General features: G+C 46.1%; 23 protein-coding genes. All 23 read left to right on the top strand.

Annotated elements, in window-relative coordinates:
- Nucleotides 1-126: 126 nt before the first annotated feature.
- A complete protein-coding gene (locus BTO30_RS06580) occupies nt 127-639 on the top strand; it encodes a DUF3231 family protein (RefSeq protein WP_075397926.1) in 513 nt (170 codons plus the stop codon).
- A 336-nt stretch (nt 640-975) separates the two neighbouring features.
- Nucleotides 976-1,242: a phosphocarrier protein HPr gene (locus tag BTO30_RS06575; protein ID WP_075397925.1), complete on the top strand. Its 267-nt coding sequence runs from the start codon at nt 976-978 to the stop codon at nt 1,240-1,242.
- Between the two features lie 89 nt (nt 1,243-1,331).
- Nucleotides 1,332-1,502, top strand: coding sequence for a hypothetical protein (locus BTO30_RS17205; RefSeq protein ID WP_158023570.1), 171 nt, complete (start codon nt 1,332-1,334; stop codon nt 1,500-1,502).
- A gap of 386 nt (nt 1,503-1,888) precedes the next feature.
- Nucleotides 1,889-3,133: an urea ABC transporter substrate-binding protein gene (gene urtA / locus BTO30_RS06565; RefSeq protein ID WP_075397923.1), complete on the top strand. Its 1,245-nt coding sequence runs from the start codon at nt 1,889-1,891 to the stop codon at nt 3,131-3,133.
- Between the two features lie 60 nt (nt 3,134-3,193).
- The gene (gene urtB, locus BTO30_RS06560) at nt 3,194-4,096 is read left to right on the top strand and encodes an urea ABC transporter permease subunit UrtB (protein ID WP_075397922.1); all 903 of its coding nucleotides are present in this window, start codon (nt 3,194-3,196) and stop codon (nt 4,094-4,096) included.
- 13 nt (nt 4,097-4,109) lie between these two features.
- Nucleotides 4,110-5,174, top strand: a complete 1,065-nt coding sequence (gene urtC / locus BTO30_RS06555; RefSeq protein WP_075397921.1) for an urea ABC transporter permease subunit UrtC — start codon at nt 4,110-4,112, stop codon at nt 5,172-5,174.
- Entirely contained in the window at nt 5,149-5,901 is a 753-nt protein-coding gene (urtD, locus tag BTO30_RS06550) for an urea ABC transporter ATP-binding protein UrtD (RefSeq protein WP_075397920.1), read from the top strand. Before urtC ends, urtD begins: the two co-directional genes overlap by 26 nt.
- Nucleotides 5,895-6,593, top strand: coding sequence for an urea ABC transporter ATP-binding subunit UrtE (gene urtE, locus BTO30_RS06545; protein ID WP_075397919.1), 699 nt, complete (start codon nt 5,895-5,897; stop codon nt 6,591-6,593). The genes urtD and urtE overlap by 7 nt, the downstream gene beginning before the upstream one ends.
- 17 nt (nt 6,594-6,610) lie before the next feature.
- Entirely contained in the window at nt 6,611-6,913 is a 303-nt protein-coding gene (locus tag BTO30_RS06540) for an urease subunit gamma (protein WP_075397918.1), read from the top strand.
- Between the two features lie 11 nt (nt 6,914-6,924).
- The gene (locus BTO30_RS06535; RefSeq protein ID WP_075397917.1) at nt 6,925-7,248 is read left to right on the top strand and encodes an urease subunit beta; all 324 of its coding nucleotides are present in this window, start codon (nt 6,925-6,927) and stop codon (nt 7,246-7,248) included.
- Entirely contained in the window at nt 7,245-8,954 is a 1,710-nt protein-coding gene (gene ureC / locus BTO30_RS06530) for an urease subunit alpha (protein ID WP_075397916.1), read from the top strand. The genes BTO30_RS06535 and ureC overlap by 4 nt, the downstream gene beginning before the upstream one ends.
- Before the next feature lie 11 nt (nt 8,955-8,965).
- Nucleotides 8,966-9,412, top strand: a complete 447-nt coding sequence (gene ureE / locus BTO30_RS06525; protein WP_075397915.1) for an urease accessory protein UreE — start codon at nt 8,966-8,968, stop codon at nt 9,410-9,412.
- On the top strand, nt 9,405-10,091 hold the full coding sequence (locus BTO30_RS06520) for an urease accessory protein UreF (RefSeq protein ID WP_075397914.1): 687 nt from the start codon (nt 9,405-9,407) through the stop codon (nt 10,089-10,091). Before ureE ends, BTO30_RS06520 begins: the two co-directional genes overlap by 8 nt.
- 19 nt (nt 10,092-10,110) lie before the next feature.
- Nucleotides 10,111-10,725 carry an urease accessory protein UreG gene (ureG, locus tag BTO30_RS06515; RefSeq protein WP_075397913.1) on the top strand — a complete coding sequence of 205 codons (615 nt, stop codon included), beginning with the start codon at nt 10,111-10,113 and terminating at the stop codon, nt 10,723-10,725.
- Entirely contained in the window at nt 10,722-11,534 is an 813-nt protein-coding gene (locus BTO30_RS06510; protein WP_075397912.1) for an urease accessory protein UreD, read from the top strand. Before ureG ends, BTO30_RS06510 begins: the two co-directional genes overlap by 4 nt.
- Nucleotides 11,535-11,549: 15 nt before the next feature.
- Nucleotides 11,550-12,173: a HoxN/HupN/NixA family nickel/cobalt transporter gene (locus tag BTO30_RS06505; RefSeq protein WP_211272826.1), complete on the top strand. Its 624-nt coding sequence runs from the start codon at nt 11,550-11,552 to the stop codon at nt 12,171-12,173.
- Nucleotides 12,174-12,344: 171 nt separating this feature from the next.
- Nucleotides 12,345-13,778, top strand: a complete 1,434-nt coding sequence (locus tag BTO30_RS06500; protein WP_075397911.1) for a PTS mannitol transporter subunit IIBC — start codon at nt 12,345-12,347, stop codon at nt 13,776-13,778.
- 289 nt (nt 13,779-14,067) lie between these two features.
- A complete protein-coding gene (locus BTO30_RS06495; RefSeq protein WP_075397910.1) occupies nt 14,068-16,167 on the top strand; it encodes a BglG family transcription antiterminator in 2,100 nt (699 codons plus the stop codon).
- A complete protein-coding gene (locus BTO30_RS06490; RefSeq protein WP_075397909.1) occupies nt 16,164-16,598 on the top strand; it encodes a PTS mannitol transporter subunit IIA in 435 nt (144 codons plus the stop codon). Before BTO30_RS06495 ends, BTO30_RS06490 begins: the two co-directional genes overlap by 4 nt.
- A 1-nt stretch (nt 16,599) precedes the next feature.
- Nucleotides 16,600-17,748 carry a mannitol-1-phosphate 5-dehydrogenase gene (locus tag BTO30_RS06485; RefSeq protein ID WP_075397908.1) on the top strand — a complete coding sequence of 383 codons (1,149 nt, stop codon included), beginning with the start codon at nt 16,600-16,602 and terminating at the stop codon, nt 17,746-17,748.
- A gap of 164 nt (nt 17,749-17,912) precedes the next feature.
- Nucleotides 17,913-18,377, top strand: a complete 465-nt coding sequence (locus tag BTO30_RS06480; RefSeq protein ID WP_075397907.1) for a GNAT family N-acetyltransferase — start codon at nt 17,913-17,915, stop codon at nt 18,375-18,377.
- A gap of 86 nt (nt 18,378-18,463) precedes the next feature.
- Nucleotides 18,464-19,048, top strand: coding sequence for a phosphate propanoyltransferase (pduL, locus tag BTO30_RS06475; RefSeq protein ID WP_075397906.1), 585 nt, complete (start codon nt 18,464-18,466; stop codon nt 19,046-19,048).
- A 119-nt stretch (nt 19,049-19,167) separates the two neighbouring features.
- The gene (locus BTO30_RS06470; protein WP_075397905.1) at nt 19,168-19,968 is read left to right on the top strand and encodes a YihY/virulence factor BrkB family protein; all 801 of its coding nucleotides are present in this window, start codon (nt 19,168-19,170) and stop codon (nt 19,966-19,968) included.
- Nucleotides 19,969-20,057 lie beyond the last annotated feature (89 nt).

Genomic DNA, 20,057 nt, shown 5'->3' with positions numbered 1-20,057 from the left:
TCAGCTGAGGAACCGGCTGTTTTAAAGCAGCGGCGCTTTGCTTGTGAAGTGGTGTAAATCCTACCCCTTCAGGAAATACTACATGCGTGCACACGCACAAATTTTTATTTCCGACGGAGGGATCAAATGGGTATTTTAAGCGGGAATCCGAAAGATGAACCATTGCACTATGGAGAAGCAATGGCCGTGTGGACGGGTTCGCTTTCATGCAAAAGCATGATCGCCGGCTACAGCACGCTGTTGAATCACGCGGGTGACCAGGACTTGAAAAAGCTGATTGAAGATGCGATGACGGTCGAGCGGACGGAAGTAAAGGAACTGGACCAAGTATTAAAAGAAAATGGCATTGCTTTGCCGCCCGCGCCGCCTGAACGTCCAAAAGCAAACCTTGAAGACATTCCGGTCGGCGCCCGTTTTCAAGATCCGGAAATCGCCGCAAGTATTTCCCGGGACATAGGCATGGGCTTAAGTGCGTGCAGTATGGCGATGGCTCAATGCATTCGCGAAGATATCGGGACCATGTTTGCGCGGTTCCATGCCGAGAAAATCAGGCTCGGTCATGAATGCCTGCAGCTGACGAAAGCAAAAGGCTGGCTCATTCCGCCGCCGCTTCATCATGAACCGGTTGCAGCAAAGTAAAAATGAAAGGGGGCTGTCTCAAAAGGTCATGGAGACAGCCCCTTCTTCGTTCTATGGCCGAATTCCTTGCTCTTTGGGCCGGAATTTCTGATTTTGAGCCGGTTTCCTTGTCATTTGGGCCGAATTCTCATCCATTCGGCCTTGAAGAGTCGAAATCCGGCTTTCCTATCAATAAATCGGCCTAAATCGTTCAGAATCCGGCCTTCCCCTTTACTAATGGGGCAGCCCCCTCCTTTCGTTTTTTGTCGAATAGTGCGGTTAAAAGTAGTATTTGTTTAGCCTTTACTTTATAATGGGTGCTGTTGAAATATTTTTAACAATAAAGGAGTTTTTAAAATGGCTGAAAAAACATTTACTATTACTGATGAAACAGGAATCCATGCGCGTCCGGCAACCGTTCTAGTGCAAACTGCTTCTAAATTCAGTTCTGACATAACAATGGATTACAATGGAAAAAGCGTGAACTTGAAATCAATTATGGGTGTTATGTCTCTTGGTATTCCAAAAGGCGCTTCTGTGAAAATCGCAGCAAACGGCTCAGATGCTGATGCAGCAATCGAAGCACTTGCAGAAACAATGAAATCACAAGGTCTTGGCGAATAATTTGAACTTTTTCTAAATCACCGAATTTGTTTCGGTGATTTTTTTATGCTTTTTTGGGGAAAGAAAAGTCCGTCGCATCGGAATACCATTTGGAAATTGACGATAAAAAAGACAATGATGATTTATTTGTTGTTAAAGGAATTCCAATTCTTGTCCAAAAAGAAAGTCAGGAAAAAAGGCATGAAAGCATTGCACTCGATTTCAACCAAGCGATGGGCTATGAACGGACGTCTGCGGAAGAAACATATCGCTACAACTAAAAATTGAAACGTGCGTAAAAGAGATCTTAAAATGAAGATCTCTTTTTTTGTGTTAGAAAATATAACAAAAACCAACAAAACCTTTTTCGTAAAGACGAATATAATGTTAAACCTAACATTGAATAATCCGGTTTCAAACTTATTTTTAAATAATAATTTCAAAAAATGCTTGTTTTTGGGAAGAATCGCTGTATAATGAACTTATCATAAATGTTATATTATGTTACATAATAAATATATAAAATGTTACAAGTGGGTGGAGGCATAAAAAGACAGCTTCCTCACGGCAATGAGAAAGCTGTCTCGAGAACAAGCATAAAATAATCAGTCCTATGCTTTGTTCTCATTATATCATACGAAAACAATACTTTTTAAGGGGTGTCTGTATGACAGTACTGGGAAAATTTTGGAGCAAGCAAACAATCATCGCGGCGATTTCAGCTGCGACACTTGCGCTGAGCGGCTGTGCAGCGTCAAATGCCTTAAATGAAGAAGATGGGGCGGCTGCTGATTCAAGTGACACGGTCAAGGTTGGTGTGCTTCATTCGTTAAGCGGCACAATGGCGATCAGTGAAGTATCGCTGCGTGATGCGGAACTGATGGCGATCGAAGAAATCAACGAAGCAGGCGGCGTTCTAGGCAAGCAAATTGAACCGATTGTCGAAGATGGTGCATCAGACTGGCCGACATTTGCGGAAAAAGCGAAAAAGCTGTTACAAAAAGATGAAGTAGCGGCTGTTTTCGGCGGCTGGACATCCGCCAGCCGGAAAGCAATGTTACCGGTATTTGAACAAAATAACGGACTGCTCTGGTATCCGGTTCAGTACGAAGGAATGGAATCTTCACCAAATATTTTCTATACAGGTGCGACAACGAACCAGCAAATCGTTCCATCTGTCACGTGGCTCCTTGAAAACAAAGGAAAATCCTTTTTCTTAATTGGTTCCGATTATGTATTCCCGCGTACAGCAAATAAAGAAATTAAAGCGCAGCTTGAAGCGGAAGGCGGCACTCTTGTTGGAGAAGAATATACACCGCTTGGCCATACTGATTACGGCACGCTGATCAGCAAAATTAAAGCAGAAAAACCAGAAGTCATCTATAACACGCTGAATGGTGACAGCAACGTGGCTTTTTTCAAACAGCTAAAAGATGCGGGTATTACAGCGGATGATGTCACAGTTCTGTCTGTAAGTATTGCGGAAGAAGAAATTCGCGGTATAGGCACGGATATTTTAACGGGGCACTATGCAGCATGGAACTACTTCCAAACGACTGATACCCCGGAAAATGAAAAATTCGTCGCGGCTTACAAAGAAGCGTATGGCGATGACCGCGTGACGGGTGATTCGATTGAAGCAGCGTATATGGCTGTGTACTTGTGGGCCGCAGCTGCAGAAAAAGCAGGATCATTTGACGTAGATGCTGTGAAAGAAGCGGCTGGTGGTATTGAGTTTAATGCACCAGGCGGAAAGGTTACAATCGATGGTGACAACCAGCATACGTATAAAACGGTTCGTGTCGGCGAAATTCAGGCAGACGGTCAGTTTAAAGAAGTCTGGAACTCTGGAGAACCGGTTAAACCGGATCCGTATTTAGAAACCTACCCTTGGGCAGAAGGATTAAATTAATTGAAACAAATAAGGGGAGTGACTTCTCCCTTATTTGTATTTTAAAAAGGAGGGAACGGCATGGCAGTCGTCATCACACAGCTATTTAACGGCATCAGCCTCGGTTCCATTTTGCTTCTCATTGCACTCGGGTTAGCGATTACATTTGGTTTGATGAATGTGATTAATATGGCACATGGTGAATTTATTATGGCTGGCGCGTATACAACGTATGTTGTGCAGCAGGCGTTTTCACATTATGTTCCGGCAGCACTGTTTAATTACTATTATATTGTAGCAATTCCACTCTCATTTTTAATTGGTGCCTTGCTCGGATTTGTTCTTGAAAAAACGCTTATTCGCTTTTTGTATCACAGACCACTCGATAGCTTGCTTGCAACGTGGGGTGTCAGCTTAATTTTGCAGCAGGTGGCACGATCCATTTTTGGAGCACCAAACGTGGCGGTGACAGCACCGGCCTGGCTTGATAGCGGCTTAACAATCGCTGGTGCAGTGCTTCCATACAAACGGTTATTCATTATTGCGCTTGTAACGATTTGCATGGTTACGCTCTATTTATACCTTGATAAAACAGCAGCCGGCCGCAAAATGCGCGCTGTCACGATGAACCGCAGCATGGCGTCAAGCCTTGGTGTTTCAACGAAAAAAGTCGATGCAACCGCATTTGCAATCGGTTCAGGCCTTGCCGGAATTGCGGGCTGTGCTTTAACTGTGCTTGGTCCAATCGGATCAACAATCGGTACATATTACATTGTTGACGCGTTTATGATTGTTATTTTAGGCGGCATTGGCAGCTTAATCGGTACCGTTTTCGGTGCGCTCAGTGTCGGCATGCTTGGAACTGTTGCGGAATTTTGGAGCGGGGCTTCCATGGCCAAAGTCATCGTGTTTGTTGCTATTATTGCCTTTTTACAATTTAAACCGGCCGGGCTGCTCTCAGCACGCACGCGGTCATTGGAATAGGGGGGACGAAAAAATGGATAAGAAAAAACTTGGTTACTGGCTCTTTTTTATCGCGTTGTTTTTAGGCCCTCTTTACTTAACCGAATTCCGGCTGGCGCTTATGGGTAAATTTTTGTGCTTTGCGATTGTTGCTCTCGGCATCTGCCTTATCTGGGGGTATACGGGCATTTTAAGTCTTGGCCATGGGGTTTATTTCGGTCTCGGTGCTTATTGTACGGCTATGTACTTAAAGCTTGAAGCGGCGAATGGGCAGCTCCCGGATTTTATGGAATGGAGTGGAGTATCAGCTCTTCCGGCGTTTTGGGTGCCGTTTTCAAATCCCATTTTTGCGATCGGGGCATCCCTGTTAATACCGGCGTTAATCGCGGCTATTCTGGGTTTCCTGACGTTTAAAAACCGAATTAAAGGCGTTTATTTTTCCTTAATCAGCCAGGCAGTTGTTGTCGTATTCGTGACGCTGTTTGTCGCCAAGCAGGACTGGACCGGCGGCACTAATGGACTAACGAATTTCACTACATTTCTCGGATTTTCATTAGCATCACCACTTGTGCAAATTGCTCTTTATATGATGACGGTCATTATTCTCGGCGCTTCATTTGCCCTTGCCGCAGCTTTGACTAACAGCCGCGTTGGCCGCGTGTTATCAGCGGTCCGGGACGGTGAAAACCGTGTTCGTTTTTTAGGATTTAACCCGACTTCTTACAAAGTGTTTGTTTACAGCCTCTCAGCCGCTCTGGCAGGGCTTGCGGGTACATTGTTTGTTTTGCAGGTTGGTCTTATTTCACCGGCGATGATGGGAATTATTCCTTCTATTGAAATGGTGCTGTGGGCAGCGGTCGGCGGACGTCATTCGTTGATCGGCGCGATTTTAGGCGCGGTCATTGTCAACAGCGCAAAAAGCTTTTTCAGTGAAGCGTATCCGGATATATGGTCCATCTTTTTAGGACTTCTTTTCATTATTGTTGTTATGTTCCTGCCGAATGGCATTGTTGGCGCCTTTGAATCTTGGAATGAAAAACGTGAAAAAGCAAAACGAAAAGGAGGAACCGCCGATGCAGCCGATTCTGTCGTGTCGTGATGTACGGGTATCATTTAATGGGTTTCAAGCGCTTCAAGGAGTGAATCTTGATGTGCTGCCGCAGGAAGTTCGTTTTTTAATCGGACCGAATGGCGCCGGGAAAACGACGCTGCTGGATGTTGTTTGCGGAAAAACAAAAGCAAGTGACGGTGAAGTGCTGTACCGTCAGACCGAAAACATTCGAAAGCTGCAAGAACATGAAATTGTACATCTTGGCATTACGCGGAAATTCCAGGCGCCCTCTATTTTTGCGAATTTGACAGTATGGGAAAATCTTGAGTTGTCATTAAAACAAAAACGCGGACTCTGGTCTGTTATGCGGGCAAAAATGACAGGCGAAGATAAAGGAAAAATGGAAGCGATGCTGCTTCGAATCGGGTTGATGGAACAACGGCATAACCTTGCTGGGATGCTGGCGCATGGACAAAAGCAATGGCTCGAAATTGGCATGCAGCTTATGCAGAATCCGGAAATTTTACTGCTGGATGAACCCATTGCCGGCATGAGTGAAACAGAGCGCCATAAAACGGGCGAGCTTATTCATGAAATTTCAGAAACGTGTTCGGTGCTCATTGTGGAACACGATATGGAGTTTGTCCGGAATTTTTCAAAGCAGGTGACCGTCATGCATGAAGGCAAAGTACTTTGTGAAGGAACGATGTCTGAAATTCAGCAAAATGAGCAAGTGGCAGAAGTCTACCTTGGAAGGAGAGAAAGCGCATGTTAACGGTTGAGTCCATCCGGGCCGGATATGATGAAAGCGTGGTGCTGAACGATGTATCCATTCAAGCGGAAGTTGGCAAAGTAACAGCGGTTCTCGGCCGGAATGGTGTCGGCAAATCTACACTCATTAAAACGATTGCCGGACTTGTAAAGCCATCGGCAGGATCGGTTGAATGGATGGGCGATAAAATGGAAAAAAAAGCGCCGGAACTGCGAGCGAGAAGCGGCATTGCGTATGTTCCGCAAGGGCGTGAGATCTTTCCTTCTTTAACAGTAGAAGAAAATTTATTGCTGGGTCTTGAAGCCCTCCCAAAAAAGGAACGAACCGGCATTCCGAAGCAGGTTTTTGAATGGTTTCCTGTGTTACTTGAAATGATGCACCGTAAAGGCGGAGATTTGAGTGGCGGACAGCAGCAGCAATTAGCGATTGCAAGAGCCATCGTCGGAAAGCCAAAAATGCTTCTTTTGGATGAGCCGATGGAAGGTATTCAGCCATCGATCGTCCAGCTTATTCAGGATGTCATTATTGAAATTGCCGCGTCACAGGAAATGGGCATTATTCTAGTAGAACACAGCCTTGATCTTGCCTTTGCGTGTGCAGATTATTATTACATTCTAGACCATGGCACGATTGTCAGTGAAGGTGTGACAAATGTGGCACACATGGATATGGTCAAACGGCATTTAGTTGTATAAGAAAGAAGGGGTTCCGGTTGAAACTGACAGCACGTGAACAGGAAAAATTGATGATTGTGGTGGCGGCCGATTTGGCGCGCCGGCGAAAAGACAGAGGGTTGAAGCTGAACTATCCGGAAGCCATTACGCTAATTACGTACGAAGTAATGGAAGGCGCGCGGGACGGAAAGTCTGTTCCGGCGCTTATGCAGTTCGGGGCGACCGTTTTAACGAGGGATGATGTAATGGAAGGCATTCCGGAAATGATTGAAGACATTCAAGTGGAAGCGACATTTCCGGATGGCACAAAGCTCGTCACGGTTCATGATCCAATTCGATAGGGGAGGCGCTTATGATACCTGGTGAATATAAGCTTCGCAAAGAAGATATTATGTGCAATGAAGGAAAACAGGAAGCTGCGGTTTTTGTGACAAACCGGGGCGATCGGCCGGTTCAAGTCGGCTCTCATTTTCATTTTTTTGAAGTAAATGAAGCACTGGATTTTGAGCGGGAGAAAGCGTTCGGGATGCGGCTGAACATTCCGGCAGGAACAGCGGTCCGTTTTGAACCGGGTGATGGAAAACCGGTTGCACTCGTGCCGTTTTCAGGAACGCGTCACGTATATGGGTTAAACAATGGCGTAAATGGCGCGCTTGATAAGGGGGAAGAGTCATGAGCTTCCATATGTCACGCCGTCAGTATGCGGATATGTTTGGCCCGACGACCGGCGACTGCATCCGTCTGGCAGACACAGAGTTGTTTATTGAAATTGAAAAAGATTATACGGTTTATGGCGATGAAGTGAAGTTTGGCGGTGGAAAAGTGATCCGCGACGGAATGGGGCAGCACCCGCATGCGAAGCGGGATGAAGCGGTCGATCTGGTGTTAACCAATGCGATTGTACTTGATTATACGGGGATTTACAAAGCAGATATCGGCGTGAAAGACGGTGAGATTTGGGCGATTGGCAAGGCGGGCAATCCGCTTTTGATGGACGGTGTCGACATTGTCATCGGTGCATCAACAGAAGTCATCGCGGCAGAAGGAAAAATTGTGACCGCCGGCGGCATTGATTCACACATTCATTTTATTTGCCCGCAGCAAATTGAAACCGCTCTTGCTTCAGGCGTGACGACGATGATTGGCGGCGGAACAGGGCCGGCAACAGGAACGAATGCGACGACGTGTACGCCGGGTGAATGGAATATTTTTCGTATGCTTGAAGCGGCTGAAGCCTTCCCGATGAATATCGGTTTTTTAGGAAAAGGCAATGCGTCTGGCCTCGAGCCGCTTGTAGAGCAGATTGAAGCAGGTGCAATCGGGCTAAAGCTTCATGAAGACTGGGGAACGACCGCAGCAGCCATTGATGCGAGCCTGAAAACAGCCGACAAATACGATGTCCAGATTGCGATTCATTCCGACACGTTAAATGAAGGAGGTTTTGTAGAGGATACGATCGTGGCAATTGATGGACGGGTTATTCATACATACCACACAGAAGGGGCAGGGGGCGGGCATGCGCCGGACATTATTAAAGCGGCGGGCTTCCCGAATGTGCTTCCTTCTTCGACGAACCCGACCCGTCCGTATACTATAAACACGCTCGATGAACATTTGGATATGCTCATGGTGTGTCATCACCTTGATCCGTCCGTACCGGAAGACATTGCGTTTGCGGACTCACGTATCCGGAAAGAAACAATCGCGGCGGAAGATATTTTGCATGATCTCGGTGTGTTCAGTATGATCAGCTCCGATTCACAAGCGATGGGACGGATCGGCGAAGTCATTTTGCGCACATGGCAGACGGCGGACAAAATGAAAAAGCAGCGTGGAAAAATGGAAGAAGAAATGGGTGAAGGAGACAATTTCCGGGCAAAGCGCTACATTGCCAAATATACGATCAACCCGGCGCTCACGCACGGTATTTCCGACTATGTCGGTTCCGTGGAAACAGGAAAGCTTGCGGATCTTGCTGTCTGGGAACCGGCTTTTTTCGGGGTCAAGCCGGAACTTGTTTTAAAAGGCGGGCTCATTGCGCATAGCGTCATGGGCGATCCGAATGCATCGATCCCAACGCCACAGCCGGCCCTGTATCGCCCGATGTTTGCAAGCTTTGGCAAAGCGCTGTATCAAACATCGATGACATTTTTATCAAAGGCGGCCATTGATCGGGGCGTGCCGGAAAAATTGGGACTGGAAAAAATGATCCGTCCAGTACAAAACATCCGGACGCTTCAAAAAAGCGATATGAAATACAATGGAGAAACGCCGGATATTGAGGTTGATCCGCAGACATACGAAGTAAAGGTAGATGGAGAGCTTGTCACGTGCGAGCCGGCGGAGATCGTTCCGATGGCGCAGCGCTATTTCTTATTTTGAAGTGATGGAACATGATTATTGAAGCGGTTGTTGGCAACGTCGAAACAGATGAAAGACGGGCACTGCATACGGAGCGTATCTTTTTGGCAAGTGATGATCTGGTAAAACGAATCCAGCGTGTAAAAACGGATCACGGGCGTGAAATTGGCATTCGTCTTCACGAGCCAAAGGATTTACAGAACGGTGACATTTTATACTGTGATGAAAAAAATATGATCGTGATTAGTGTACTGGCCGATGACGTGCTGACGATTATGCCGAAATCGATCGGGCAAATGGGCGAAATCGCACATCAGCTCGGCAACCGTCATTTGCCGGCGCAGTTTGAAGGAAACGAAATGATTGTGCAATATGATTATTTAGTGGAAGAATTGCTACAGCAGCTTGAGATCCCGTTTCGCCGGGAAGAACGCCAGGTGAAAAAAGCGTTTCGTCATATCGGCCACAGTCATGATTAATCCGATGCTGTCCTTCATGCAGCTGTGCGATTCCAACTTTCCGTCGGGTGCGTTTTCGCACTCGTTCGGACTGGAAACGTACATTTTTGAAGGAACTATCCAAGATGCGCCCACATTTGAAAACGCCATGCGTATTTACATGAAAACCCAGGTCGCCTACACAGACGGCCTTGCCTGCCGCCTGGCGTATGAGTACATCGAACAAAGCCAGCAGGAAAAAATCACTGAACTTGATCATACATTGTACGCGCTGGCACTTGCGAAGGAAACGCGTGAAGGGGCGCGGCGGATCGGGGAACGGATGGCGAAGTTATGTGTTGATTTATACAAAAGCCCGCTGATCGACTCCTATCATCAGCAAATCAGACGAAAAGAAGTAAACGGACATCCATCGATTGTGTTTGCACTGGCCGCCCACCATGTAAGGGCGGATAAAGAGGATGCCGTCGCGGCTCATATTTTTTCCAGTGTCCACTCACTTATTCAAAACGCCGTCCGGGCTATTCCGCTCGGCCAGACAGACGGCCAGCGCATTTTACTGGCGCTGCAGCCGCTTATTCAAGACATAACGATCCAGATAGAGAAATTGACAGAAGAAGAGCTCGGCATGAATATGCCAGGGCTTGAAATTGCCCAAATGCGGCATGAGCAGCTGCCGGTGAGGCTGTTTATGTCATAAACAGGAGAGGAGACTGATCATGGAACCAGTACGAATTGGTGTCGGCGGTCCGGTTGGCGCCGGAAAAACGATGCTTGTGGAAAAACTGACAAGGGCCATGAATGATGAATTCAGCATGGCGGTTGTGACAAATGATATTTATACAAAAGAAGATGCACAGTTTTTAATGAAGAATGGTGTTCTTCCTGAAAACCGAATTATCGGGGTGGAAACAGGCGGCTGTCCGCATACGGCGATCCGCGAAGATGCGTCGATGAACTTTGCGGCGATCGATGAATTAAAAGAAGCGCACATGGATTTGGATTTGATTTTTGTGGAAAGCGGCGGTGATAATTTAGCGGCAACATTCAGTCCGGAGCTTGTTGATTTTTCCATTTACATTATCGATGTGGCGCAGGGAGAGAAAATTCCGCGCAAAGGCGGACAGGGCATGATTAAATCGGATTTATTCATTATTAACAAAACGGATCTCGCCCCGTATGTCGGTGCAAGCCTTGAAGTAATGGCGGAAGATACGAAAAAGTCACGCGGGGATAAGCCGTTTTTCTTTACGAATTTAAAAGACGAAACGGGTCTTTCTGATGTCGTCAAATGGCTTAAAGAAAATGCGCTGCTCATCGGGCTCGAAGCATGAGTATGACCGGCACGCTGCGCGTAAAAGCCGTCTGCCGCGGTGAAAAAACAGTCGTGGCAGATACGTATTTTGACGGCGCGTTCAAAGTGGCACGGCCGGTTTATTTTGATGAATATGAGCCGACCATCTACAGCCTGCATGTGGGCGGCGGCTACGTGGGCGGCGACCGTTATCATACAGACGTGGTGCTTGAAGAAAATGCAAAGATGACACTTACTACGCAATCAGCGGCGAAAGTATACAAAACACCGGCTGAACCGGTTTATCAATCGATGGATATCTCCCTTTCAAAGAGCAGCGTATTCGCTTATTTGCCGGATCCGCTGATTGCATACGAGCAAGCACGTTTTATGCAGGAAACGACGATTTATATGGAAAAAGGATCGACACTTTTATACAGCGACATCATGACACCGGGCTGGTCCAAAAGCGGCGAGCCGTTCCGGTATGAATGGGTCCGGTCGAAATTGAAAATCTATGAAGACGGCGCACTGCAAGCGTACGATCATCTTTTTTTGAAGCCCGATAAAAATGACCTGTTTTCACCGATGCAAATGGAAGGTTATACACACGTCGGTTCCCTTTTTATCGTTTCTCCGGCCCTTACGCAGTGGGAAAGTGAACTGGGCCAGCTGCTTGAACGATACGAAGATCAGGCGCGAATGGGCTTCTCCTCACTAAAAAACGGCGGCTGCTCGATTCGGATTTTAGCAAATGCGACACATGTAATAGAAGAAATTTTGTTGGCGTGTACCGGCTGGATGCGGGAAAAGCTAGGTCAGAAACACGTGCAGTTAAGAAAGTATTAATAAGGAGAAAAAACAATGATTCAAGGCGGACTTTTATCTATTTTATTACTCGGTTTTACACTCGGCATCAAGCATGCGACGGAGCCGGACCATGTTATTGCGGTTTCGACCATTGCCAGCCGGACAAAAAAACTTTCCCGGTCGTCTTTAGCCGGTGTTTTTTGGGGGCTTGGCCATACAGCGACATTGCTTATTATTGGCGTAACGGCTGTTGTACTTGGTCAACATATTCCTGAAAATGTAGCTTCGGCGCTTGAATTTTTTGTTGGCCTGATGCTCGTTTATTTAGGGTTGAACGGTTTGCGCAAAAGCCGGACAGTAGCAGGAAAAGGGAATCATCAGCATTTTCATAAAAAATCATTTGTGATTGGTGTCATTCACGGACTTGCCGGGAGCGCTGCGATGGTACTTTTATCAGCCACCAATGCTGATACCGGTTCAGAAGCGTTTCAGTTTATTTTAATCTTCGGCGCGGGTACGGTTGTTGGCATGCTGTTGTTTACAACAATGCTCGGACTGCCCTTTCTTGTGACGTCACGCAAAGCTATTCCGGTGTTTTTAATGAGAGCGACGTCACTTATCAGTGTACTTTACGGTCTTTATTACATGGTCCAAACCGGGTCAGGATTTTTTATATAAAAAGCGGTCTCTTCTATTCGAAGAGGCTATTTTTAATGATGACAACATCGCCCTTGCCAAAACAATGTTTTCTATTCATTGTTTACTGTCTGAAACCGCTTTATTATAAACATACAGACAGACAAACCTAGCCATACTTTAAATAAAAACAACGAGAAAGGGGTTTTACAGATGAATAATCAAGCGCAGGCAAAATCGGATGTGCGTGTGAAAATTCAGCGTTTCGGCAGTCATTTAAGCGGTATGATTATGCCGAATATCGGGGCATTCATTGCATGGGGACTTATTACCGCATTATTTATTCCAACAGGTTGGATTCCGAACGAAGATTTAGCAGCGCTCGTCGGTCCAATGATTACGTTCTTATTGCCAATCTTGATCGGTTTTACCGGCGGGCGTATTGTATATGATATTCGAGGCGGTGTCGTCGGAGCGACGGCTACAATGGGGGTTATCGTCGGATCTGATATTCCGATGTTCCTCGGCGCTATGATCATGGGTCCGCTTGGCGGTTATGCGATTAAAAAGTTTGACCAGATGGTTGACGGAAAAATTAAATCCGGCTTTGAAATGCTTGTCAACAACTTCTCTGCCGGTATTATCGGTGGTATTTTAACGCTTGTTGCGTACAAAGCAATCGGTCCGGTTGTGTTAACGTTAAACAAAACGCTTGCGGCAGGCGTGCAGGTGATCGTAGATGCAAACTTGCTTCCACTGGCAAGTATTTTCATTGAACCGGCAAAAGTGTTGTTCTTGAACAACGCCATTAACCATGGGATTTTGAGCCCGATTGGAATTGAGGAAGCAGCGAGTGCCGGGAAATCTATTCTTTTCCTTCTGGAGTCGAATCCGGGACCGGGTCTTGGTATCCTGCTTGCGTACATGTTTTTTGGAAAAGGAATGGCGAAACAATCCGCACCAGGTGCTGTGATCATTCACTTCCTGGGCGGGATTCACGAAATTTATTTCCCTTACATTTTGATGAAGCCGCTTCTTTTAGTGGCAGCAATTGCCGGCGGCGCAACAGGCGTATTCACATTCTTGTTGTTTAATGTAGGCCTTTCAGCGGCACCGTCACCAGGCAGTATTTTCGCCTTGATGATCATGTCGCCGCCAGGAAACCACATTGGCGTTCTTGCAGGTGTTCTTGCAGCAGCCGTTGTTTCCTTCTTGATTTCAGCCTTGATTTTGAAAGCATCAAAAGAAACAGATGAGCAGGACTTGGCTAAGGCAGCAGCGCAAACATCCGCACTTAAAGGGAAAGAAAGCCACGCTTCTTCTCTCGTGAAAAATGATGAGAAGCCTGCTGAAAAAGCAGGTACACTTGGGAATGTTCAGAAAATCATTTTCGCCTGTGATGCAGGAATGGGTTCCAGTGCAATGGGTGCATCCATTTTGAAAAATAAAGTCAAAAAAGCAGAAATTGATGTTCATGTATCCAATACATCCATCAGCAACCTGCCGGATGATGCAGACGTAGTCATTACACATAAAGACTTAACAGACCGTGCGAAAGCAAAATTGCCGAACGCACACCATATATCGGTCGAAAACTTCCTAAACAGCCCGAAATACGATGAGCTGATGGAACAATTGAAGAAATAACAAAAAAAGCAGCCGCCGGGCTGCTTTTTTTGTTGGAGGAAATCTTGGAAAAGATGACATATTTAGTATGAAAGGGAACGCATCATGAAAACAATGAATGAGTCAGATTATCTCGCAAGAAGAAAAGCGGGCATCTTCCCATAAGCTGATAAACGTATATTTCAATGTTGGCAACAAGTTTTATGTCGAAATGGTATTTTTGTTTTGTTGAATCCGCTATTTTATGGGTTTATGATGAGGTTAGAAGGAAATAGTAATAAAAAAGTGTCACAGTGAGGAGGTTCGCGGCATGTATGTGTCTGCCCGGGAAAGGCTGATTCTTGATCTGTTGATTGATCGGAATGACGAAATGACGGTGAAAGATCTTGCAGATGACATCGATGTCAGCGTACGGACTGTCCACCGTGATTTAAAGAGCATTGAGAAGACGCTTGAAGCATACGATTTGAAGCTTGTGAAAAAGGCCGGTGTCGGCATTCAAATCGTCGGCAATAAAGAAAAAATGGATGAGTTAAAGCTCGCCATCTCTCATCTTTCTTACAGCGAGTATACACCGGATGAGCGGCAGACCATGATTTTATGTGCGCTGCTTGAAACAGTTGAGCCGGTCAAGCTTATTGCCCTCGCCAATGATTTACGCGTCACGATCGCCACTGTCAGCAATGATTTAACGAAACTCGAAAGCAAACTTGAACCATTTCAGCTGAAGGTGATCCGCAGACGCGGCTACGGGGTTGAATTGGAAGGCACTGAAACAGCAAAGCGCCGTGCGATGAGAAGTATTATTGCAGAGAATGTAAACGAAGTGGAGTTTCTGTCGCTTGTCAAAGAAAGTATTCAAAAGAAATCGCTTGATCCAGCCGATTCCATTTCAGAGAGGCTGCTCGGGCTTGTAGAAAAAAAGAAGCTGCTTGTCGTAGAGAAAGTGGTGAAAGACGTTAATGCCGGGCTGCCCTATGCAATCGCGGACAGCGCCTACATCGGACTCGTCGTCCATCTGGCTCTTGCCATTGAACGCATTGAACGCGGCGGCAATATTCAAATGGACATTGCTTACTTAAAGCGTCTGCAGGCAGCTCCTGAATATGAGATTGCCCGCGATATGACCGAAAAGCTGAAGGCTGTTTTTCAAATGGATATTCCGGAAGCAGAAACCGGCTACATTACGATGCATTTGCAAGGAGCAAAATTGCGTCAAGATAAAGAATACGTGCTTGAAGATTCAAGTTTCCAAGTTGCTTTAAAAGCGAAAAGTCTCATTCGGTTTATTGAGAAAAGATTGTCGATTGAGTTATTGGATAATCAATCGCTGTTTCAGGGACTCGTCGTTCATTTAAAACCGGCACTGTACCGCATTCATCAAAAAATGGGAATTACAAATCCGCTTCTTCCGCGCATTCAGGAAGATTACGGTGATTTATTCGCCGTTGTGAAAGAAGGCGTTCAGCAAGTCTTTCCGGATTTAACGGTGCCGGATGAGGAAATTGGCTACCTTGTCATGCATTTTGGTTCGGCACTTCCCGGCGCACAGCCTTCCGGACCTATGAATACGTATATTATCTGTTCGACCGGGATTGGCACATCAAAAATGCTCGTCACCCGCCTCCAGCAGGAAATTCCGGAACTGACGGGACTAAAAAATATATCATTATTTGAATTAAACCAAACGGAGATTGATGATGAGGATCTTGTCATTTCGACCATTCATTTACCTGATTTCCCTCGTGAGCACATTGTTGTCAGCCCGATGCTGACGAAAGAAGAAGTGGAAACGGTCCGTTCTTACATGAAGAGACGTGCGGCTGTTTCAATGAAAAAAATGCCCGCATCAGCGGAGATGAAGACGCGGTCAGCTGTACAAATTGAACAGTCCGTCAAAAGCATTTATCATTATACAGGGACGATTATGGAACTGCTCACTTCATTCTTGATGACAAAAGCGGGGAAACAAAGTGCAGTATCTGCTTTAAAAATGGCATGCGGACAGCTCGATACACTCCGGTCAGCGGATGCTGTTGTCGGCGCGCTGCTTGAGAGAGAAAAACTTGGCGGGATCGGTATTCCGGGAACGAAAATGGCTTTTTTTCATACACGCCATCCCGATGTGTTAAAGCCGTCATTTACGATTCACATGCTCGATACCCCTGTTTTCCTAAATGGAATGGATCAGATGGCAATGGAAGCAGATGTTATTTTAATGATGCTTTCGCCGGATCCATTTCACGCAGAAGGACTTGAAGTGCTCAGTTTTGTCAGTGCCATGATGATTGAAAGCGATGAAAGCATAGCGCTGTTGCAGTCAGGTAATGAAGAAGAAATAAAAGAATGGATGGCGTCAAAGCTTGAGATGTTTTTGAATGAAAAAATAAAGGAATTGAGGAGTGTATAAATATGTCTATTTTATCAGCTGAAAATATTGTCTTAAACAAAGCGGTGGCAACGAAAGAAGAAGCGATCCGCGCAACAGGCCAGGTACTTGTAGATCGAGGTTATGTGGAGCCGTCATACATTGAAAAAATGCTTGAGCGTGAAGCGTTGACGACGACATACATGGGGAACTTTGTGGCGATTCCGCATGGGACGGAAGATGCGAAAAGCGCTGTGAAGGAGTCCGGGCTCTCGATCATTCAAGTACCGGACGGTGTTGATTTTGACGGCAATGAAGTGAAATTATTAATTGGCATTGCAGGAAAAGGCGATGAACATCTTGAGATTTTATCGCAAATTGCGATTGTCTGCTCCGAAGAAGAAAATGTGCTTCAAATCGTGAACGCGTCTTCGAAAGAGGAAATTTTAGCGATGTTTGACGAGGTGAACTAACATGCTGGCCGTTCATTTTGGCGCTGGAAATATTGGAAGAGGCTTTATCGGCAGTCTTCTTTACCAGTCTGGATATGAGACATGTTTTGTGGATGTAAATAGTGAGATTGTGGATTTGATTAATGAAAAAGGCGAGTACCGTGTCGTGCTGGCTGATGCGTCGCATGAAGAACTGCTCGTCAAAAACGTACGGGCGTTGAACAGCGCATCTGATCCGGACAAAGTGGTCGACGCGATTGCAAAGGCGGATCTTGTTACAGCCGCCGTCGGGCCGAATATTTTGCCGCACATTTCCGGACTGATTGCTGAAGGCCTGAAAAAAAGGACAACGCCAGTGAATGTCATTGCCTGTGAAAATATGGTCGGCGGCAGTACCCTTTTAAAAGAAAAAGTGTACGAAAAAGTAACCGAAGCAGAGCGCGCCGCTTTTGATAAGCGCGTTGGTTTCCCGGATGCCGCAGTGGACCGGATTGTCCCGAATCAATCAAATGAAGATAAATTGATGGTGACAGTTGAACCGTTTTACGAGTGGGCGGTGGATGAAACGAAAATTATTGGCGATAAGCCGCCGGTTGACGGCATTACGTGGGTTAATGATTTGAAGCCGTACATTGAACGTAAACTGTTTACCGTGAATACCGGCCATGCGGTAGCTGCCTATTTCGGATGGCAGGCCGGTGCAAGAACGATTAACGAAGCACTTGAATCCGATAAAATTAAGCAGGCGCTTGCTGCGACACTGCAAGAAACAGGCCGATTTTTAGTGACCAAATATGGATTTGATGAAGCTGGGCATAATGCTTATATCGAAAAAATTATCGGCCGTTTTGCTAATCCTTATATTTCAGATGAAGTGACGCGTGTCGGCCGTTCGCCCATCCGTAAGCTAGGCGGCAATGACCGTCTTGTCAGCCCGGCGTCACAATATGCTAAACTGCTCGGTGAAACACCGGTTTACTTGGCGAAAAGCATAGCCGCGGCCCTTCTGTATGATTATGCTCAGGACCCGGAAGCGGTGGAAGTACAGGAAACGGTTCAGCAAGATGGTCTCGCTTCCGCAATCACAAGGTTTACACAGCTTCAAGAAGAACAGCCGCTGTTTAAAGAGGTTGTCATGCAGTATGAAGATATTCAAAAAAATGGAATATAAGCAGAAGCCGTCTCGAAAATGGGACGGTTTTTTGTGTGTGAAAGCAGAGGAAACAAGAGGAAACTGCAACGAAGATTTAACATTTCTGAAGCCCTAAATTCTGAAATTTTTGAATGAAACGGGTATAATCGGTGTACGAAGATTTTTGAAAGGGGTTACCTCGTATGATTGAACGGTTAAATCATAAAGAAGAAGCGGTGGCGGCGGAAATTTTGGCGCTGCAAATCCCGGGCTATCAGGTGGAAGCATCGTGGATCGGATTCGATGGCATTCCGCATTTAAATGATACAGTGCAAATGATTATGGAAAGCGGCGAAACCTTTTTCGGTTTTTTATCAGGCGGCGAACTGGCCGGTTTTTTATCGTATAAAGAGGAAGACGGTGCGGCATTTATTCACAGGCTCGTCGTTCATCCCGGGCATTTTCATGAAGGGATTGCATCGAAAATGATTGAATTTTTTATGCAAGAAGAAGCAGGCGGACGGGATGTGAAAGTGACGACCGGCGCAAAAAATAACGCGGCCCGAAAGTTATATATGAAGTTCGGGTTTCGAGAAGTTGAGACGTTTTCGACGGCATCCGGTGTTGAAATCGTTTTAATGGAAAAAATCCAAAAAGAAGTCGAATAAAAAGTCATGTTCCTCGTATTTTTCCGGTCAAATCATGTAAAATAGGCATGAAACAAGTATTGAAAAGCAGAAAGGCTGGAAGATAGATGTCATTAACAAATCATGGAACCATTCCTGTTGCTGTGTCAGCACGCCACGTGCATTTGACGCAGGAACACCTTGAGATTTTATTCGGAGCAGAACACGAACTGACGAAAAGAGCGGATCTTTCGCAGCCCGGACAATATGCGGCAGAAGAAACAGTTACCATTGCCGGACCGAAAAGTGAAATCGCACGCGTTCGCGTACTGGGTCCTTGCCGCCCTGCTACACAGGTAGAAGTGAGCTTTACAGACGCGATGAAGCTTGGCGTCAGACCGCCATTGCGCGAATCGGGCGACATTAAGGGCTCAGCGCCGGTTACGATTACAGGTCCGGCCGGTTCGGTTGAATTGCCGGAAGGCCTGATTATCGCAAAAGCACATGTTCACATGACGACAGAGGACGCGAAAACATACAATGTTGAAAACGGTCAGATTGTAACAGTGGAAGTAGGCGGTGAACGTCCGGTAGCTTTCCGCAACGTGGTCATCCGCGTATCAGACAGCTATGCACTTGAAATGCACATTGATACAGATGAAGCCAATGCCGGTTTTATCTCACAAGGTGCAAAAGGCGATATTTGGGCATAAATAAGAAGGGGATGTCTCAAAAGTTCACTGAGACATCCCCTTTTCCACTTAAAGTGGTGTTTCTGTGGTATAAGCGTCCTTAAATTCGGGTAAAAACAAGAGGAGTGAGGTGACGGAAAGTGAATGTAACGAAACGGATTCTTTCCCGTTTTTTTGGTGAGAGATTTTATGATCAAGCCGCTCAGACCGCCTATTATCTGCTCTTATCCGTCATTCCTTTTATCATTTTTATCCTGTCGGTCATCAGCTTTTTCCCCCTTAATCAGGAAGCGATTCTTGAATTCGTGAAACCGTACGCACCGGGAGAATCATTCACACTCATTGAAGAAAATGTGACCGCTGTATTGTCTGCCGGGAAAGGACAGCTGCTGTCACTCAGCTTGATTTCAACGTTTTGGTTGTCATCCATGGCGGTGCAGTCATTAGGACGCTCACTCAATGACGCCAGTAAAATTGAACGGAATCTGCCTTTTTGGAAAGGGCTGCTCCGTGATTTTGGTGTGACGCTCATTTTCATGATTATGGTACCGTTATCATTAGTCATTCCGCTCGCTGAACGTATTTTACATTGGATTGTCGCCCAGTCTGACACGATCGAGGCATGGTCCGGCTGGCTGTCGATTTGGCCGGCCGTCAAATGGGGCATTGGAACATTGGTTTTAATCGTATTTTTTTCCGCTTTCTACAAAATCGTTCCAAACGAGCGCCGGCCATTTCGTTTCGTTTTGCCGGGGGCTATTTTCGCAGCGATCGGCTGGCAGATCGTCTCGCTTCTTTTTGGGAATTATGCAGCAGCCGTCAGCTACACAAAGCTGTATGGACAGCTGTCCGGGATCATCGTGCTCGTACTCTGGTTTTACTTAACGGCCGTTGTCATTTTACTTGGCGGGCTTTTAAATGCGGAGCGGACGCAGCAATAAGCACGTTTTCTTAATGAAAACAATGTGGAGAAACGCTGTATTTTATGATGTTTCAACGCTCTCAACCTTTTTGGCTGGGGGTCTTTTTA

It is taken from the genome of Domibacillus antri (assembly GCF_001936625.1).
Lineage (GTDB): Bacteria > Bacillota > Bacilli > Bacillales > Domibacillaceae > Domibacillus > Domibacillus antri.
This window is presented reverse-complemented; position numbering and strand designations above follow the sequence as displayed.

Bases quoted from the DNA above. Each gene is read 5' to 3' on its own strand.
- pduL (WP_075397906.1), top strand. From the start codon at position 18,464: ATGTCATTAACAAATCATGGAACCATTCCTGTTGCTGTGTCAGCACGC.
- BTO30_RS06575 (WP_075397925.1), top strand. From the start codon at position 976: ATGGCTGAAAAAACATTTACTATTACTGATGAAACAGGAATCCATGCG.
- BTO30_RS06495 (WP_075397910.1), top strand. From the start codon at position 14,068: ATGTATGTGTCTGCCCGGGAAAGGCTGATTCTTGATCTGTTGATTGAT.
- BTO30_RS06580 (WP_075397926.1), top strand. From the start codon at position 127: ATGGGTATTTTAAGCGGGAATCCGAAAGATGAACCATTGCACTATGGA.
- BTO30_RS06535 (WP_075397917.1), top strand. From the start codon at position 6,925: ATGATACCTGGTGAATATAAGCTTCGCAAAGAAGATATTATGTGCAAT.
- urtD (WP_075397920.1), top strand. From the start codon at position 5,149: ATGCAGCCGATTCTGTCGTGTCGTGATGTACGGGTATCATTTAATGGG.
- ureE (WP_075397915.1), top strand. From the start codon at position 8,966: ATGATTATTGAAGCGGTTGTTGGCAACGTCGAAACAGATGAAAGACGG.
- BTO30_RS06510 (WP_075397912.1), top strand. From the start codon at position 10,722: ATGAGTATGACCGGCACGCTGCGCGTAAAAGCCGTCTGCCGCGGTGAA.
- BTO30_RS06485 (WP_075397908.1), top strand. From the start codon at position 16,600: ATGCTGGCCGTTCATTTTGGCGCTGGAAATATTGGAAGAGGCTTTATC.
- BTO30_RS06505 (WP_211272826.1), top strand. From the start codon at position 11,550: ATGATTCAAGGCGGACTTTTATCTATTTTATTACTCGGTTTTACACTC.
- BTO30_RS06520 (WP_075397914.1), top strand. From the start codon at position 9,405: ATGATTAATCCGATGCTGTCCTTCATGCAGCTGTGCGATTCCAACTTT.
- BTO30_RS06500 (WP_075397911.1), top strand. From the start codon at position 12,345: ATGAATAATCAAGCGCAGGCAAAATCGGATGTGCGTGTGAAAATTCAG.
- urtC (WP_075397921.1), top strand. From the start codon at position 4,110: ATGGATAAGAAAAAACTTGGTTACTGGCTCTTTTTTATCGCGTTGTTT.
- ureG (WP_075397913.1), top strand. From the start codon at position 10,111: ATGGAACCAGTACGAATTGGTGTCGGCGGTCCGGTTGGCGCCGGAAAA.
- ureC (WP_075397916.1), top strand. From the start codon at position 7,245: ATGAGCTTCCATATGTCACGCCGTCAGTATGCGGATATGTTTGGCCCG.
- urtA (WP_075397923.1), top strand. From the start codon at position 1,889: ATGACAGTACTGGGAAAATTTTGGAGCAAGCAAACAATCATCGCGGCG.
- BTO30_RS06480 (WP_075397907.1), top strand. From the start codon at position 17,913: ATGATTGAACGGTTAAATCATAAAGAAGAAGCGGTGGCGGCGGAAATT.
- urtE (WP_075397919.1), top strand. From the start codon at position 5,895: ATGTTAACGGTTGAGTCCATCCGGGCCGGATATGATGAAAGCGTGGTG.
- urtB (WP_075397922.1), top strand. From the start codon at position 3,194: ATGGCAGTCGTCATCACACAGCTATTTAACGGCATCAGCCTCGGTTCC.